Raw genomic sequence first — 13989 nt, 5'->3', positions numbered from 1 at the left:
TCCGTTTTTATTCGTTCCCTCGGTTGATTGATTGTTCCTTTAGATGTAGCCAATTCAACCACTGGAATCCCTGGACTCAGACCGCTATCAATAAAAAAATGCGGCGGGAATTAGCTCCAGTGAAGTCGGGTATTTGTGTTGTGTCCCGCTTCTCTGTAGGTTGCTTTTGCAGGCTCTGTTTCATCATAGGAACTCCCCATTAGCACCAGTGTCACCCCACAACGGGTGTCTGATTGCGCCCTGTTCCTAGCTTCGACCTCCAGAAACCGAGTCCGGTCATCGTAGGCAGATAGGGAGTCATACCTGAGTCTGGCAGATGGGACTTGCACCCAGATCAGACCGAGAGTTCAACCTTTTCCCGTCATCGGGTTGGGTTGGTGAGGTTATTTACGGATTTTCACCGTGATTCACTCACAACGAATCGCACCTTATTCCAGAGTTGATTCATTGCCTTCATTGCCCGTGCATCAATCAGCAGGGAGTTGCCCAAGGTATCGACACAGGCTGCAAGATTATCAGCCGTTCCCAAGTCAATCGATACCGCCTGATTAATGTCAAGCGCTTTGATTTGTGGCTTGACCTCGTAGGACAGTTCCAAATAGAAAGCACCGTTCTTAGGTAGAATCGTAAACTCTTTCACTTTGGCAATGTCAAGGTTTGACGGCATTGGTAGAAAGAATTCAGACAATCCAAACCAGCGTCTAACCGTCAATCCTAGGGAGAATTTCAACTGCCCATCAACTAGCTTAGGTTTTTGTCCGCCCGAGTTGGGGTAGGCAACCTTGAACAGTTTTGAACCTTTGAGATAGTCGGGTGCTTTCGGCTTGAAGTGCAATTGACCTTTGAAATGCAACTCACGTAAGCTTTTGAAAGATTTGAACGCCTCCGTAACCGATCGAGCGAGTTTGCTGTGCAGGCGTAGACGGCAGGCTTTGAGCCACCGCAGTTTTGGCAACGCTTGGTTCAAAGTCTAAATCAAACTTGCCTGTCAAGATCTTTCCGGTCTTGAAGAACGTTTGTCGTGCAAAGTAAACCCCATTGTTATAGTGCTTTCCTGACTGCTCACAGAGGTATCTGAGAATGGCTTCAGTTTCTTGATCTGGATGCAGCAAGACTTGCTGAACACCCATCTGTTTCTTGCCCATTGATTCGACCTTCAATGATTTGTTATTGTATTAGTATATCAATATATACAGGTCTTTGTCGTGCCGTTCCAGAAAAAACAAAAACTAGGTTTTGTTCCCACAAACGGGGTTGCCTACGACAAAACTCCTGTTCAAGTTAAAGTGCGTCCGGGTGTCCGGGAACAACTGAAAGCAGTAGATGACTGGCAAAACAAACTCAGACAATTGATCGATCAGTTAATCGAAGAAGAGTTAGGCGGCTAAAGCCGCTCGTTGGCTTGCCTCTCAGGTCTAAAGACGCTGAGCTTCCCGCCTATCGCTATTCTTTTTGTGAAAATGCTTTTGACTCGATCGAAACTCAGGGTTGTTACTCCCGATCCGATTAATTGTGGTAAAGCTCAGACCTATTCACCTGCCAACTTTTGCTGAGACAGCTTGAGCGGTTGTCGCAGTTATCGCTCCAAATTACCGCTAGCTGGTTGTTTCCCTTTTAGCCGTTCTATTTTCAAAGGCATCAGAGTAACAACTATAAAGCTATTTATATTTAACAACATTTTGGATAGTGTTTGATTGCCAACCGTAAAATAAGGGTTTTTGGGCGATCGCACAGATGCAAGTTTTGATGGCGGATCGCGATTGCTAAGTCACTGCGGGCGATCGAGCCGTTCTGCAAGGTAAAATCCAGAGTTTAACACTGCGACCTAAAAACAATCTGGACTATTCTTGTACGACCCCAATTAATTTCGTAGTAAGGAATGCAAGTCCTTCTTCATTCATCAAGAGAGGACTAAAGCCCTCACTACAAACACGCGATCGGGTGCTATAACAGCGCGCCAAAATAACCGAGTAAGGTGCGCCGAAAATCACCCTAAAGATAGAGATTTTGCGTCCCCAACAGCAGGTGCAAACCTCGAATAATGAAAAGCAGCCAACAACGGATCTAACTTTTGCTCCAACATCAAATCAGCCAACAATTTAGCAGTCACCGGAGCCAACAAAATGCCATTGCGATAATGCCCAGTTGCCAATATCAAATTATCCCAAGCAGAAGCACCCAAAATCGGCAACTCATCCGTCGTAGCCGGTCGAAATCCCCACCAAAACTCTAGAATCGGATAATTCTGCAATTCTGGATATAACTTAATCGCTCCTGCTAGCAAACTTTGGATTCCTGCGGGCGTATTTCCAGGGGTAAAATCCACATTCTCGCTAGTTGCGCCAATAATAATTCTGCCATCTTGACGCGGCACAATATAAATGCCAGTCCCGAATAAAACTGTTTGCAGCGGCTGAATCACTCCCAAATTTTCTGGTACGCAGACTGACAGCATTTGCCCCTTTCTGGGAAAAACTGGAATATTCAATAACTTTTCACACCAAGGTCCTGCCGCCAAAACATAACGGTCTGCTTGCAATTTTCCGGCTGTTGTTTCTACGCCAAAAACTCGGTTTTTATAGCTAATAATTTCCTGGGCAGTATCTTGAACAATCTCAATCTGCAATTCTTTAGTTGCAGCTTGAAGCGTCCGAAATAAAGCGCGGTTGTCAACTTGACCGTCGTCAGGATACCACCAACCACCAATTACTTCATCGCCCAATCCAAATTGATGTTGGCGAATCGCGTCTCTGTCGAGCCATTGACAATTAAGGTTTGATAAACACGGCTGTTGTTGAGGCTCATTTTGACAGACTGGTGCGATAATTCCCGATCGCCAATATCCCGTTTTCAACCCCGTAATCTCTTCTAGCCGTTCCACCCAGGAAGCATACAGAGAGCGACTTTGCCAGCACAAATCCAGCATCGGACTCGGGGGAATTCGTTCGGCTTGTGGCGCCAGCATTCCGGCAGCCGCCCGGGCCGTCGGTTGTTTAGAATCGGCGGTGACAACGGCGACAGAAGCCCCTCGCAACTTCAGTTCAACTGCTAGGGAAAGGCCGATAATTCCGCCGCCAACAATCAGAATATCTTGAGATGAATTCATTGACTTTTCTATGGACTTTCTGGCTTTTTTACCTCAGGACTTTCTTGAGAGTAAGGTGCTGGTGCAATTGGTGTCAACAATCGCCTAAAATCCCTGATAAATCTCGCTTTTAGTTGAGTTTCGATCCCCCTAAATCCCCCTTAAAAAGGGGGACTTTGATACTCTTGTTCCCTGCAACGATGCGGGGGACGCAGGAGGCTCTTGTTCCCCCCTTAAGAAGGGGGGCGCCGGGGGGATCGAAAGCCTAATCGTCAGCCAGCAGACTCATACTACATTTGACGTATTTGTTGACACTAATGGCTGGTGTTAGCACCTTACAGTTAGAATTTTTGGGCAAGTCTTACATATTATCTTGCAACTCTTGTGGGCCGTTGCTCCTAGGGCGTGTTTTCTTTCCCCGGAGCTCCCCCCTAGCTTGCCCCCTACTCCCCCTTAAAAAGGGGGGAGAAAGAGTGTCTTGCGTCCCTTGAGAAGGGGGATCAGAATCTGATGGGAGAGGAAAGAAAACACGCCCGAGCCCGCCAGAAAGAAATATGCAATCTAAACACAGTACAGCCGATCGGCTGTACTGCACCAAAAATCTATGCTTGAGGTTTCCAGACAGTCTCCGAGCCCTGGCCCCAGAAACCGTCATATTTTGTCACCTTAATATCGCCTAAAACCTTAGTCTGGCAGGACAAACGGCGGTTCGATGCGGGAGAATGGGGAGGAAGCCCAAGTCGCGCTTTTTCGCGCCACTCGGGCTCGGAAACTTCGCCCTCGATGCTGACGGCGCAGGTGCCACAAGTCCCCAAACCGTGACAGTTGATGACTTTGGCGTTACCGTTGTAGAGATCGATGCCGTTTTTGAGCAAGACTTCACGGAGATTCGATTCGCGATCGCACTCAAATGTTTTTCCTTGTGCTTGTACCTTGACCACAGCAATTTACCCCGATTAGATTTATGTTAATTTTCCTATATATTATCGCATTTATTTCAAATAATTTTATCTAATATGATAAGTGATATATTACCAATTGAGAATTGAGAATTCCCCATGAAAAATCGGCTCTGGATCTACGATACCACGCTGCGAGACGGTGCTCAGTGCGAGGGACTCTGCTTATCTCTCGAAGACAAACTGCGCATAGCTCGACAGTTAGACAGCTTAGGAATTCCGTTTATTGAAGGCGGCTGGCCCGGCGCGAATCCTAAAGACGTACAATTTTTTTGGCGGCTCAAAGAACAGCCGCTAAGTCAAGCAGAAGTTGTCGCTTTTTGTTCGACTAGACGGCCCGGGAAAACGGCAGCCAATGATGAAATGTTGCAGCCTATTTTGTCCGCAGGTACTCGCTGGGTAACGCTGTTTGGCAAGTCGTGGGATTTGCACGTGATTGAAAGTTTGAAGACGACGCTAGAAGAAAATTTGGCGATGATTCGAGATACTATTGAATATTTGCGGAGTCAGGGAAGGCGCGTTATTTACGATGCCGAACACTGGTTTGACGGATACAAGCACAATCCCGATTATGCGATTAAAACTTTAGCAGCGGCGGCGGATGCCGGTGCAGAATGGCTGGTACTTTGCGATACTAACGGCGGTACTTTACCTCACGAAGTCAGTCAGGTTGTTCGCGATGTTTTAGCAGCTTTGGGAACAGAACGCGCCCAATCTTTACAGTTAGGAATTCACACTCACAACGACTCGGGAGTTGCGGTTGCTAATGCTTTGGCTGCGGTGCGCGAAGGGGTGACTATGGTACAGGGAACTATTAACGGTTACGGCGAACGCTGCGGTAATGCCGATTTGTGTTCTTTGATTCCTAATTTTAAGCTCAAGTTGGGTTATGATTGCATTCAAGACGAGCAATTAGCTAAATTAACTCAAGTCAGTCGATCGATCAGCGAAATTGTCAACCTTGCTCCCGATGACCACGCTCCTTTTGTCGGTCTTTCGGCTTTTGCTCACAAGGGCGGAATTCATGTATCGGCGGTTGAGAAAAATCCGTTGACTTACGAACATTTGGAACCGCAAAAAATCGGCAACATCCGGCGAATTGTGATTTCGGATCAATCGGGTTTGAGTAATGTTTTGGCGAAGGCTAAGACTTTTGGTATTGAACTCGATCGCAAAAATCCTGCTTGTCGCCAAATTCTCCAAAAATTGAAAGATTTGGAAAGTCAGGGATATCAATTTGAGGGTGCTGAGGCGTCTTTTGAATTGTTAATGCGGGAGGCTTTGTCGCAGCGACAGCGCTGGTTTGAAATTACGGGATTTCAAGTCCACTGCGATAAGGTTGGCGCAGATTGTACGGCTTTAGCAACGGTGAAATTGTCCGTAAACGGTACAATTATTCTGGAATGTGCCGAAGGAAACGGCCCGGTTTCGGCTTTGGATGCGGCTTTGCGGAAAGCTTTGGTGAATTTTTATCCGGCGATAGCCCATTTTTATCTGACAGATTACAAGGTGCGAATTCTGGATTCTGGTGCGGGTACTTCTGCTAAAACTCGCGTGTTGGTTGAGTTTAGTAACGGCCACGATCGTTGGACGACGGTTGGGGTTTCTGGTAATATTTTGGATGCTTCTTGTCAGGCGGTTGTTGAGGGTTTGGAGTACGGTTTGGTGTTGGAAAATCAGGAGGCGATTCCCCTGGTTTGTCGGGTGCATTAACTAAGAATACCGGGCGGTGAGATAAAATACCGGGCGGTTAGAAACCGCGTCTATACAAACCAAACCCGCCTCCGCGGGTTGAAGATGAAGAGTCTGCGGTTAAAATTACCTTATTCTCTTCAGTCCCCCTGAGCTCGGACTTCGTTTGTGTAGGCGCGGTTTCTAACCGCCGTCTTATCTTATTCAACCGTATTGATTCTCAAGTAACTACAATTTTGTCTAAGGATGCAAAAACTCTAAATGATCTCCGGGAATCGATCGCAATTTTGCAGCAGATCCTTGCAGTTTCAACCGGCCGCGTTCTAACATGATAATCCAATCGGCGCGATCGATCACTCGCGGCCTGTGACTGATAAAAATCGTAGTTTTCCCCTGCCGGTGCATCAACAAATTTTCTAAGACTTCCGCTTCGCTAGCGGGGTCTAGCCCTGCGGTAGATTCGTCTAGAATCAATACGGGCGGGTTGTTGAGAATGGCGCGGGCGATCGCCAATCTCTGTCTTTGTCCCCCCGAAATATTTGCCCCAAACTCCCCTAAAACAGTTTGATATTTATCCGGTAATTGACTGATAAATTCATCCGCACCCGCAATTTTGCAAGCTTTCACAATCTGCTCAAAAGTGACATCAGGACTCCCCATCTGAAAATTATCGAGAATTGAACGACTCCAGAAATGCGCTTCTTGGGGAACAAGAACCACCTGCTGTCTGAGACAATCCAGAGACAAATCCTGCAAATTGTAACCGCCAATTCTCACATTACCAGATTGCAGCGGATACAAACCAGCAATTACCTTAGCTAGCGTACTTTTTCCACAACCAGAATAACCGATTAAAGCAATTGCGTGACCGCCCGGAAATGTCACAGAAAAATTTTCTAACAAATCAAGTCTACCTGGGTAGTGAAAATTCACACTCTTGCAAACAATCTCGTCGCGGTCTTGAAGCGTTACCACAGGTTTATTAATATCGCTTTTACTTTCTGGCTCAGCATCTATGACTTCGGAAAGCCGTTGAGTTGCTGTCTGGACGCGAGCCATTTCATCAGTACATTCGACCAAGGAAGTCACCCAAGTGCTGACGTTTTGATTCATGCTAATAAAGGCTAGCAACTGACCGATACTCAATGCCTTGTCAATCACCAAGCCGCTGCCCAACCACAGCAGGGTAATGCTGCCCGCTGAGGCGATAAAGCCAGAAAAAATATTGTTGAGAATGCCAATTTGTGTAGTGCGAAAAGTAAGACTCGCTAAGCGACCGAAGCGACCTTGAAATTCTTCCCAAAGTTGCTGGGCGCTGCTAGTCGTTTTGACGGTCAGCGCGCCTTTAAAGGTTTCTACTAAAATGCCTTGAGTTTCTGCTTCCAGCACAAATAGATTCCGCGTTTTTTGCTGCAAAACAGGCAGAAATACTACTGTAGAAGCAGTCATAAATACAGCCATCACTGTAGCTGCAAGGGTCAGTTCTTTGCTGTAAAATAACATAAAAATAAAAGAAACTACAGCTATAAAAAATTGACTGGGCAAGCTGATAGCAAATTGAGAAACTAATTTATTTATTTCTTGGATATCTTGTAATCTACTGACGATTTCGCCGCTGCGTCTGGTTTCGTAAAAGCTCAAAGGTAATCGCAGGAACTTGCGCCCGAATTCCATCACCAATCCCAACTCTAAACGCTGGGAAAATTGAGCAATCAAATTCGACTGTACCAATCCTAAACTGCTGCTAAACAAGTTCATAACTATAACTGCGATCGCCACACTTGCCAAAAGTTGCGTGTCGCCCCGCACCAGAATGTCGTCGGTGAGCAGTTGTACCAGAAAAGGCGAAGCAATCGACAGCAAACCCAACACCACATTCAGCAACAGTGCTTCCATTAAAAGCTGGCGGTAAATCCAAACCCGGCGCGTCCATTTTTGTAAGGAATTGGAGGGCACTTGGCCGTCTGCTTCGGCAAAAAATCGATCGGGATCTGGATCTACTAGCAAGCACAGCCAATCCGTCCAACCTGCTGCTAATTCTTCTTTGGAAATATAGCGCATACCGACGGCCGGATCGCCGATCGCATATTTGTCGCCCTGCTTTCCGTACAAAACAACCCAGTGATACCCGCTCCAGTGAATAATTGCCGGTAAAGGTGCTTCGTCAATTTTGTCTAAAATAGCAGCCGCTGCTCGCACGGATCGAGCATTAAAGCCCACCGCCTCAGCGCCTTGTTTCAAGCCCAGCAGAGTTGTCCCCTTTTGGCCTGTACCCGCAGATTCTCGCAAACGGCTAATCGCCAAATTCTGTCCGTAAAATTTCGCGATCGAAGCCAGACAAGCCGCCCCGCAGTCTTCTTCGCTCTGCTGGAGCACAACCTGATATTTCTTAAACCTGTTGACTTGTCCGAATAATGGCATTTTGCCGATCAAAGGGATGTTCTTTAACATTTTGCAAAATGAATAATGGTAGAGCATAAAGAAGATTACTCATCACCAACTACCCAATCAGCAAAAAGCACCCATAAAGTTATGGGTGCTTTCTCGATTCCACAGTTATAGAGCTGAATTGACTAGCACTAAACTTTACCAGTAGCCGTAGCGAACTACTCTTCTGTATGAACCGTCGCAATTGCGGCGGTACACGACCCAACGGCGCCGACGGCGACAGTTGTCGCGATCGGAATAATAATAGTGACCGCCGTTGACGCTAGCTGATTCTTCTGGGGTGAGTTCAGCAAACAGTGAGTTGTCCTTTGTTTCTTGCATGATGATTTGACTCCATTTAAGTTGATAAGATTGAACGAAAACTAGAAATTTTATCTAATTTCGATAGCCTCGTGTAATTACTGAGTAATACTTCTCAATGGCTCTGCGAAGTCCGGAATACCACTGAGAAGTTTTGAAAGTTCACCCGATCGCACTACCTAACTCACCTATGTAGACTATTAGGGTTTTGTCATAAGTGCGATGGTGGCATTGGCGGCACTAAACTTTACCAGTATCCGTAGCGAACTACTCTTCTATAGGAACCGTCGCAATTGCGGCGGTACACTACCCAACGGCGCCGACGGCCACAGTTGTCGCGATTGGAATAGTAGCGATCGGAATAATAGTAGTGACCGCCATTGACGCTAGCTGATTCTTCAGGGGTGAGTTCAGCAAACAATGAGTTTTCCTGTGTTTCTTGCATGATAATTTGACTCCATTTAAGTTGATGATATTGAACGAAAACTAGAAATTTGATATAATTTCGATAGCCTCGTATGATTACTAACTAATACTTCTCCATGCCTCTGCGATCGCCCGGAATATTACTGAGAAAGTTTTAAGATTTATCCGATCGCACTACCTGACTCATTTATCTAAACCACTAGGGTTTTGTAAGGGCGATCGCGACTCGGATCGAAAAGGAAAAGCTGGCTCGGCTGTGGCACGAAAAACAGCGTACAGACGCCATTGCTACTGCTGTTCTTGCTTTCGCTGTTGGTGTTTCCACTGCTGACACCGCTGCTAGTGCTGCCACCGCTGACAGTAGCAGATTCTCGATCTGTTAGTTCGGTAAAGAGTGAATCTTGTTGATTGTCCGGCATCAGGAACTCCTATTAATACATATGTACTTACTTACGTACACATCCCAGAAAAACCGGGTAACAGCGCCCAAAAGTCATTGCCCAAACGCTCTATTTTCATGACTGTTGCCCGCTGGCTTCACCATTTTTGATGTTTGGGCAAATTGGTGGGTGGGGACGGCAAAGCTGTGCGGATTTTGACCTTGACCCTGTGAATTTTGATTTAGACTTCTAAACTTATGCTTGGTGTCCGGAAAACTGAAAATAAATGTGACAAAAGAATTAGGATCTCGCTCTCTCCTTCTGCCAACTCATACCCTTTGAGATTTGGGAATGACTGATTTAATCAGGGTTGGGAGCAGTCTTACAGTTGCATTCTTTTTTTGAACTGGTATTAAAACTCAAAACTATCCTCCTCCCCCAATTCAAAATTCAAAATTCAAAACTCAAAACGATTCCTCTCACCCCCAGTAGCCACCATGTCTCGCACTCCCGAACCCACACCCGCAGAAACCTTTGATAACGACCAGTTTTTGCCCCCTGTCAGCCGCTGGACGACTTTGGGGGGAATTTTGATGGTGGCAACATTTGGCGGGGCGATCGCCCTTGCCAGCGTCACCAAATACAGTGCTACAGTCAAAGCAGACGCGATCGTCCGTCCAGCCGGAGAAGTGCGCCTGGTGCAAGCAGCAACCGAAGGAACCCTCGAAAGCATTGCTGTCAGCGAAAATCAGACAGTAAAAGCCGGAGATGCGATCGCAGTTGTAGACGCTTCACGTTTGGGCGCCCAAAAAAAGCAGTTACAAGAAATAACTAATCAGTCTCAAACAGCAGCACAGCAAATCAACCAGCAACTGCGGGAGTTGGAAAATCAAATTTTAGCCAGCGGCCAATTTCAAAGCATCCAAACTGCAAGTCCAGCCGCCCAGGAAATAGTCGAGTCAGCTCTCGTAAAAATCGCCACATCGCAGCCGGATGTAGCCGAGAGACTGGGAAGAAGCCGACGAGTTTTGCTCGTCAAGCGATCGTCCATTCAACAACAATTAATTCAATCTAAAAAAGAACTCAATCAAATTCAGTCAAAACTCGAAAATAGCGTGATCCGCGCGCCCGCTGATGGTACAATTCTCAGATTGGAAGTACAAAACACCGGTCAAACCGTACAAGCCGGCAGCGCGATCGCCCAAATCGTCCCCAGCGACGTACCCCTGGTAGTCAAAGCCAAAGTGACATCCCAAGACATCGCCCGCATCCAAATCGGCCAACCCGTACAGATCCGGATTTCCGCCTTACCCTTCCCAGATTACGGGACACTCAAAGGAACAGTCAGCGCGATCGCCCCAGATGCGATCGCCCCTCAAAATCCCGGTAATAATTTAGGTACAGCTTATTACGAAGTAGCAATTAAGCCCCAACAAACCTATTTAACAAAACTCCAATCCGGCAGCGGTCAATTCTTAGGAAACTCCCAGACAAATGTCCCCCGCCAGTATTCAATTCAATCGGGAATGGAGGGCAGAGCCGATATTATTACCGATCAAGAAACAGTTCTCACATTTGTTTTGCGTAAAGCAAGGTTGCTGACAGATTGGTAATTGCTTAAAAGGTAAGGACACGGCAATGTCCCTTCCTGTCAACTTAAGTCGGAAACCTGAGAAATCTCATTTACCACCGAGGCCAGATCCCCCTAAATCCCCCTTAAGAAGGGGGACTTTGATGACTTCCAGTTCCCCCCTTCTTAAAGGGGGACTTTGATGACTTCCGGTTCCCCCCTTCTTAAGGGGGGCTAGGGGGGATCTGGCCTTAATCGTCAGACAGTAGATCTGTAATACATAAGACCTAAAATTGACACGCCTTGACAACGCCGTGTCCCTACAGATGTCTTAAAAGTGGAACGGGCTTCTAGCCCGTTGCTGACAATGATGAAAAATGTAAATTTCAACCAAAACTATCTTAAATTAAAAGAACGTGTCAATATAGAAATGTGACTTCAATTCTATTCTTTCCTCATGGGCAAACAGCGCGTTCTTTCAGGAGTTCAGCCAACAGGCAATCTTCACCTCGGTAATTATCTCGGTGCCATTCGCAACTGGGTAGAAGGTCAAAGCCAGTACGAAAACTACTTTTGCGTAGTAGATTTGCACGCAATTACCGCACCGCACAATCCAGCAACTCTAGCATCCGACACTTACACCATCGCCGCTCTCTATTTAGCTTGCGGCATCGATTTAGAATATTCTACTATTTTCGTGCAATCCCACGTCTCGGCGCACACAGAACTAGCATGGCTGCTCAACTGCATTACGCCGATTAACTGGCTCGAAGATATGATTCAATTTAAAGAAAAAGCAGTTAAACAAGGCGAAAATGTCAACGCAGGATTGCTAAACTATCCCGTGTTGATGGCAGCAGACATCTTGCTTTACGATGCCGACAAAGTGCCAGTAGGAGAAGACCAAAAACAGCATTTGGAACTTACCCGCGATCTTGTCGTCAGATTAAATCACCAATTCGGCACACCAGAAAAACCTGTTTTGAAACTTCCCGAACCGTTAATTCGGACTGACGGCGCGAGGGTGATGAGTTTGACAGACGGCACGCGCAAAATGTCGAAATCCGACCCTTCCGAACTGAGTCGAATTAATTTGTTAGATTCACCAGAAACAATTACCAAAAAAATCAAGCGCTGCAAAACAGATGCAGTGCGGGGCTTGACTTTCGACGACCCCGATCGCCCGGAAGCGAGAAATTTGCTAACACTGTATCTCCTGCTTTCGGGTAAATCGAAGGAAGAAGTTGCAGCGGAATGTGAAAACATGGGTTGGGGAGATTTCAAACCATTGTTGACAGAGACAACAATTAATGCGCTCAAACCTATTCAAGATAAATACAAGGAAATAATGGAGGAGCCGGGATATTTAGAATCTGTACTCCGTCAAGGCAGAGAACAAGCAGAAGCAATTGCCAATCAAACTTTGAATAAGGTTAAAACTGCTTTCGGTTATTCTCTCCCTAATTAGTCATTAGTCATTAGTCATTAGTCATTAGTCATTAGTCATTAGTCATTAGTCATTGGTCATTGGTCATTAGTCAGTAGTAGTAACTGCCAACTGCCAACTAACAACTAACAACTGCCAACTAACAACTGTCAACTGTCAACTGTCAACTGTCAACTGTCAACTGCCAACTGCCAACTGTCAACTGTCAACTGTCAACTGTCAACTGCCAACTAACTATGAACCGTTTTCGTACAGCCTGCACCACCCCCGGAGAATTCATAATTACCGCCGAAGTTGCTCCCCCAAAAGGTGGCGACATGACTCATACGATCGCAATGGCTGAACTTCTCAAAAACAGAGTGCACGCCATTAACATCACAGACGGAAGCCGCGCAGTGCTGCGAATGTGTCCCCTAGCAGTTTCCGCAATTCTCTTGCAGCGCGGAATTGAGCCGATTTGTCAAGTTGCTTGTCGCGATCGCAATCAAATAGGCCTGCAAGCCGATCTCATGGGAGCCCACGCTTTAGGCATCCATAATATCTTGGCACTTACCGGCGATCCAGTCAAAGCCGGCGACCATCCCAAAGCCAAAAGTGTATTCGACTTAGAATCAGTGCGGCTGCTGCAAGTCATTCAAAAAATGAACGGTGGCTTTGACTGGAATGACAAAGCTTTAACAGACGGAGTTACCGATTTATTTGTCGGTGCCGCTGTCGATCCGCAATGCCCCAGTTGGTCGGGTTTAAAAAGCAGATTTGAGAAAAAAGTAGAAGCTGGAGCCCAGTTTTTTCAGAGCCAATTAATTACCGATTTTGACCTTTTGGATAAGTTTATGCAGCAAATTGCGATCGGCTGTAACAAACCAATTTTAGCAGGAATCTTTTTGTTTAAATCAGCTAAAAATGCTGAATTTATTAAAAAATACGTGCCGGGAGTTCACATACCGCAAGAGACGATCGATCGTTTGGCAAAATCTCCCCAACCTTTGCAGGAAGGCATCAGAATTGCAGCCGAACAAGTCAAGCTAGCGCGGCATTTATGTCAAGGAGTTCACATGATGGCCGTTAAGCGAGAAGACTTGATTCCTCAAATTTTGGATTTGGCGGGAATCGAGCCACTGAGCTAAAATTGAGCAAGCAGGCGGAAAAAACCATATACCGTAGGGGCGGGTTTTACCAACCATCCGTGTCCAAAATGAATAAGATAATAAACCCGCCCTCCCCCGCTCATATCGTGTCCGATCGACTAACCGCACGACAAACCGTTCGTAGTACAGACGAGTGGCACAAGCGATTTACGTAACCCAGGGCGATCGCATTTCTCGCTTTCAACCCACACAATCCCGTTAGCACGACGGAAATTCGAGGAGTGGCACCGATGACTGTCGCTCAAATGAGTGTCACTCGAAAATGCGACTGGGCGATCGAGGAGTGCGATCGCTACAACAGTTGTAGGTGCTTGGAAAAAAAGCGATCGAGATATTCAGGCTTTGTTTATTTGGTACATCAATCTAAAAAAAGCTTCTTTATGGAAAAAATCACAAATCTATCTTAGGAAACATCTTAATAGTAATCTGTCGAAAAATACAATAGACAATGAATGAACGAGCGAACAATTAACCCAAAAGGCTTAGTTACGCCACCTCCTGATAGAGAATCCTCGAAATCACTTAAAATTAAGG

At 46.2% G+C, this 13989-nt stretch carries 14 protein-coding genes; 6 read left to right on the top strand and 8 right to left on the bottom strand.

Features of this window, described 5'->3' with window-relative positions; genetic code table 11:
* Window positions 1-397 precede the first annotated feature (397 nt).
* Together QUB64_RS12270 and QUB64_RS12265 are read right to left on the bottom strand one after the other, a co-directional pair.
* Window positions 398-835, bottom strand: coding sequence for a hypothetical protein (locus tag QUB64_RS12270; RefSeq protein ID WP_333269427.1), 438 nt, complete (start codon window positions 833-835; stop codon window positions 398-400).
* Between the two features lie 19 nt (window positions 836-854).
* Window positions 855-1145 carry a hypothetical protein gene (locus QUB64_RS12265; RefSeq protein WP_333269428.1) on the bottom strand — a complete coding sequence of 97 codons (291 nt, stop codon included), beginning with the start codon at window positions 1143-1145 and terminating at the stop codon, window positions 855-857.
* Window positions 1146-1205: 60 nt separating this feature from the next.
* Here QUB64_RS12265 and QUB64_RS12260 point away from each other — a divergent pair, with 60 nt between their 5' ends.
* Window positions 1206-1388 (top strand): hypothetical protein, encoded by a 183-nt coding sequence (locus QUB64_RS12260; protein ID WP_333269429.1) that lies wholly within the window; start codon window positions 1206-1208, stop codon window positions 1386-1388.
* Window positions 1389-1987: 599 nt separating this feature from the next.
* Here the strand turns inward: QUB64_RS12260 and thiO are convergent.
* On the bottom strand, window positions 1988-3106 hold the full coding sequence (thiO, locus tag QUB64_RS12255; protein WP_333269430.1) for a glycine oxidase ThiO: 1119 nt from the start codon (window positions 3104-3106) through the stop codon (window positions 1988-1990).
* A 581-nt stretch (window positions 3107-3687) separates the two neighbouring features.
* Window positions 3688-4026, bottom strand: a complete 339-nt coding sequence (locus QUB64_RS12250; protein WP_333269431.1) for a 2Fe-2S iron-sulfur cluster-binding protein — start codon at window positions 4024-4026, stop codon at window positions 3688-3690.
* A 117-nt stretch (window positions 4027-4143) separates the two neighbouring features.
* On the opposite strand from QUB64_RS12250, the gene cimA reads away from it, so the two are divergent.
* Window positions 4144-5757 carry a citramalate synthase gene (gene cimA / locus QUB64_RS12245; RefSeq protein ID WP_333269432.1) on the top strand — a complete coding sequence of 538 codons (1614 nt, stop codon included), beginning with the start codon at window positions 4144-4146 and terminating at the stop codon, window positions 5755-5757.
* A 219-nt stretch (window positions 5758-5976) separates the two neighbouring features.
* Here cimA and QUB64_RS12240 read toward each other — a convergent pair whose 3' ends face one another.
* The 4 genes from QUB64_RS12240 to QUB64_RS12225 form a co-directional block, all read right to left on the bottom strand.
* The gene (locus QUB64_RS12240; RefSeq protein ID WP_333269433.1) at window positions 5977-8187 is read right to left on the bottom strand and encodes a peptidase domain-containing ABC transporter; all 2211 of its coding nucleotides are present in this window, start codon (window positions 8185-8187) and stop codon (window positions 5977-5979) included.
* 135 nt (window positions 8188-8322) lie between these two features.
* Complete coding sequence (locus QUB64_RS12235) at window positions 8323-8505, bottom strand: hypothetical protein (protein WP_333269434.1); 183 nt, start codon at window positions 8503-8505, stop codon at window positions 8323-8325.
* A gap of 226 nt (window positions 8506-8731) precedes the next feature.
* Complete coding sequence (locus tag QUB64_RS12230) at window positions 8732-8929, bottom strand: hypothetical protein (RefSeq protein ID WP_333269435.1); 198 nt, start codon at window positions 8927-8929, stop codon at window positions 8732-8734.
* A gap of 172 nt (window positions 8930-9101) precedes the next feature.
* Complete coding sequence (locus QUB64_RS12225; protein WP_333269436.1) at window positions 9102-9329, bottom strand: secretion protein HlyD; 228 nt, start codon at window positions 9327-9329, stop codon at window positions 9102-9104.
* A 458-nt stretch (window positions 9330-9787) separates the two neighbouring features.
* Between QUB64_RS12225 and QUB64_RS12220 the strand changes: the two genes are divergently transcribed.
* The 4 genes from QUB64_RS12220 to QUB64_RS12205 all read left to right on the top strand — a co-directional run bounded on the left by QUB64_RS12220 (window position 9788) and on the right by QUB64_RS12205 (window position 13911).
* Window positions 9788-10903 carry an HlyD family secretion protein gene (locus QUB64_RS12220; protein WP_333269437.1) on the top strand — a complete coding sequence of 372 codons (1116 nt, stop codon included), beginning with the start codon at window positions 9788-9790 and terminating at the stop codon, window positions 10901-10903.
* Between the two features lie 414 nt (window positions 10904-11317).
* On the top strand, window positions 11318-12328 hold the full coding sequence (gene trpS, locus QUB64_RS12215) for a tryptophan--tRNA ligase (RefSeq protein WP_333269438.1): 1011 nt from the start codon (window positions 11318-11320) through the stop codon (window positions 12326-12328).
* Between the two features lie 215 nt (window positions 12329-12543).
* Window positions 12544-13434: a methylenetetrahydrofolate reductase gene (locus tag QUB64_RS12210; RefSeq protein WP_333269439.1), complete on the top strand. Its 891-nt coding sequence runs from the start codon at window positions 12544-12546 to the stop codon at window positions 13432-13434.
* Window positions 13435-13704: 270 nt separating this feature from the next.
* Complete coding sequence (locus tag QUB64_RS12205) at window positions 13705-13911, top strand: hypothetical protein (RefSeq protein WP_333269440.1); 207 nt, start codon at window positions 13705-13707, stop codon at window positions 13909-13911.
* Window positions 13912-13989: the final 78 nt, after the last annotated feature.

Source organism: Microcoleus sp. Aus8_D2 (assembly GCF_036702665.1).
GTDB lineage: Bacteria > Cyanobacteriota > Cyanobacteriia > Cyanobacteriales > Microcoleaceae > Microcoleus.
This window is presented reverse-complemented; position numbering and strand designations above follow the sequence as displayed.

What these genes read in the sequence shown, in the direction of transcription:
- QUB64_RS12220 (WP_333269437.1), top strand. Translation starts at nt 9,788, where the DNA reads ATGTCTCGCACTCCCGAACCCACACCCGCAGAAACCTTTGATAACGAC.
- QUB64_RS12235 (WP_333269434.1), bottom strand. Translation starts at nt 8,505, where the DNA reads ATGCAAGAAACAAAGGACAACTCACTGTTTGCTGAACTCACCCCAGAA.
- trpS (WP_333269438.1), top strand. Translation starts at nt 11,318, where the DNA reads ATGGGCAAACAGCGCGTTCTTTCAGGAGTTCAGCCAACAGGCAATCTT.
- QUB64_RS12210 (WP_333269439.1), top strand. Translation starts at nt 12,544, where the DNA reads ATGAACCGTTTTCGTACAGCCTGCACCACCCCCGGAGAATTCATAATT.
- QUB64_RS12265 (WP_333269428.1), bottom strand. Translation starts at nt 1,145, where the DNA reads ATGGGCAAGAAACAGATGGGTGTTCAGCAAGTCTTGCTGCATCCAGAT.
- QUB64_RS12240 (WP_333269433.1), bottom strand. Translation starts at nt 8,187, where the DNA reads ATGTTAAAGAACATCCCTTTGATCGGCAAAATGCCATTATTCGGACAA.
- QUB64_RS12225 (WP_333269436.1), bottom strand. Translation starts at nt 9,329, where the DNA reads ATGCCGGACAATCAACAAGATTCACTCTTTACCGAACTAACAGATCGA.
- thiO (WP_333269430.1), bottom strand. Translation starts at nt 3,106, where the DNA reads ATGAATTCATCTCAAGATATTCTGATTGTTGGCGGCGGAATTATCGGC.
- cimA (WP_333269432.1), top strand. Translation starts at nt 4,144, where the DNA reads ATGAAAAATCGGCTCTGGATCTACGATACCACGCTGCGAGACGGTGCT.
- QUB64_RS12230 (WP_333269435.1), bottom strand. Translation starts at nt 8,929, where the DNA reads ATGCAAGAAACACAGGAAAACTCATTGTTTGCTGAACTCACCCCTGAA.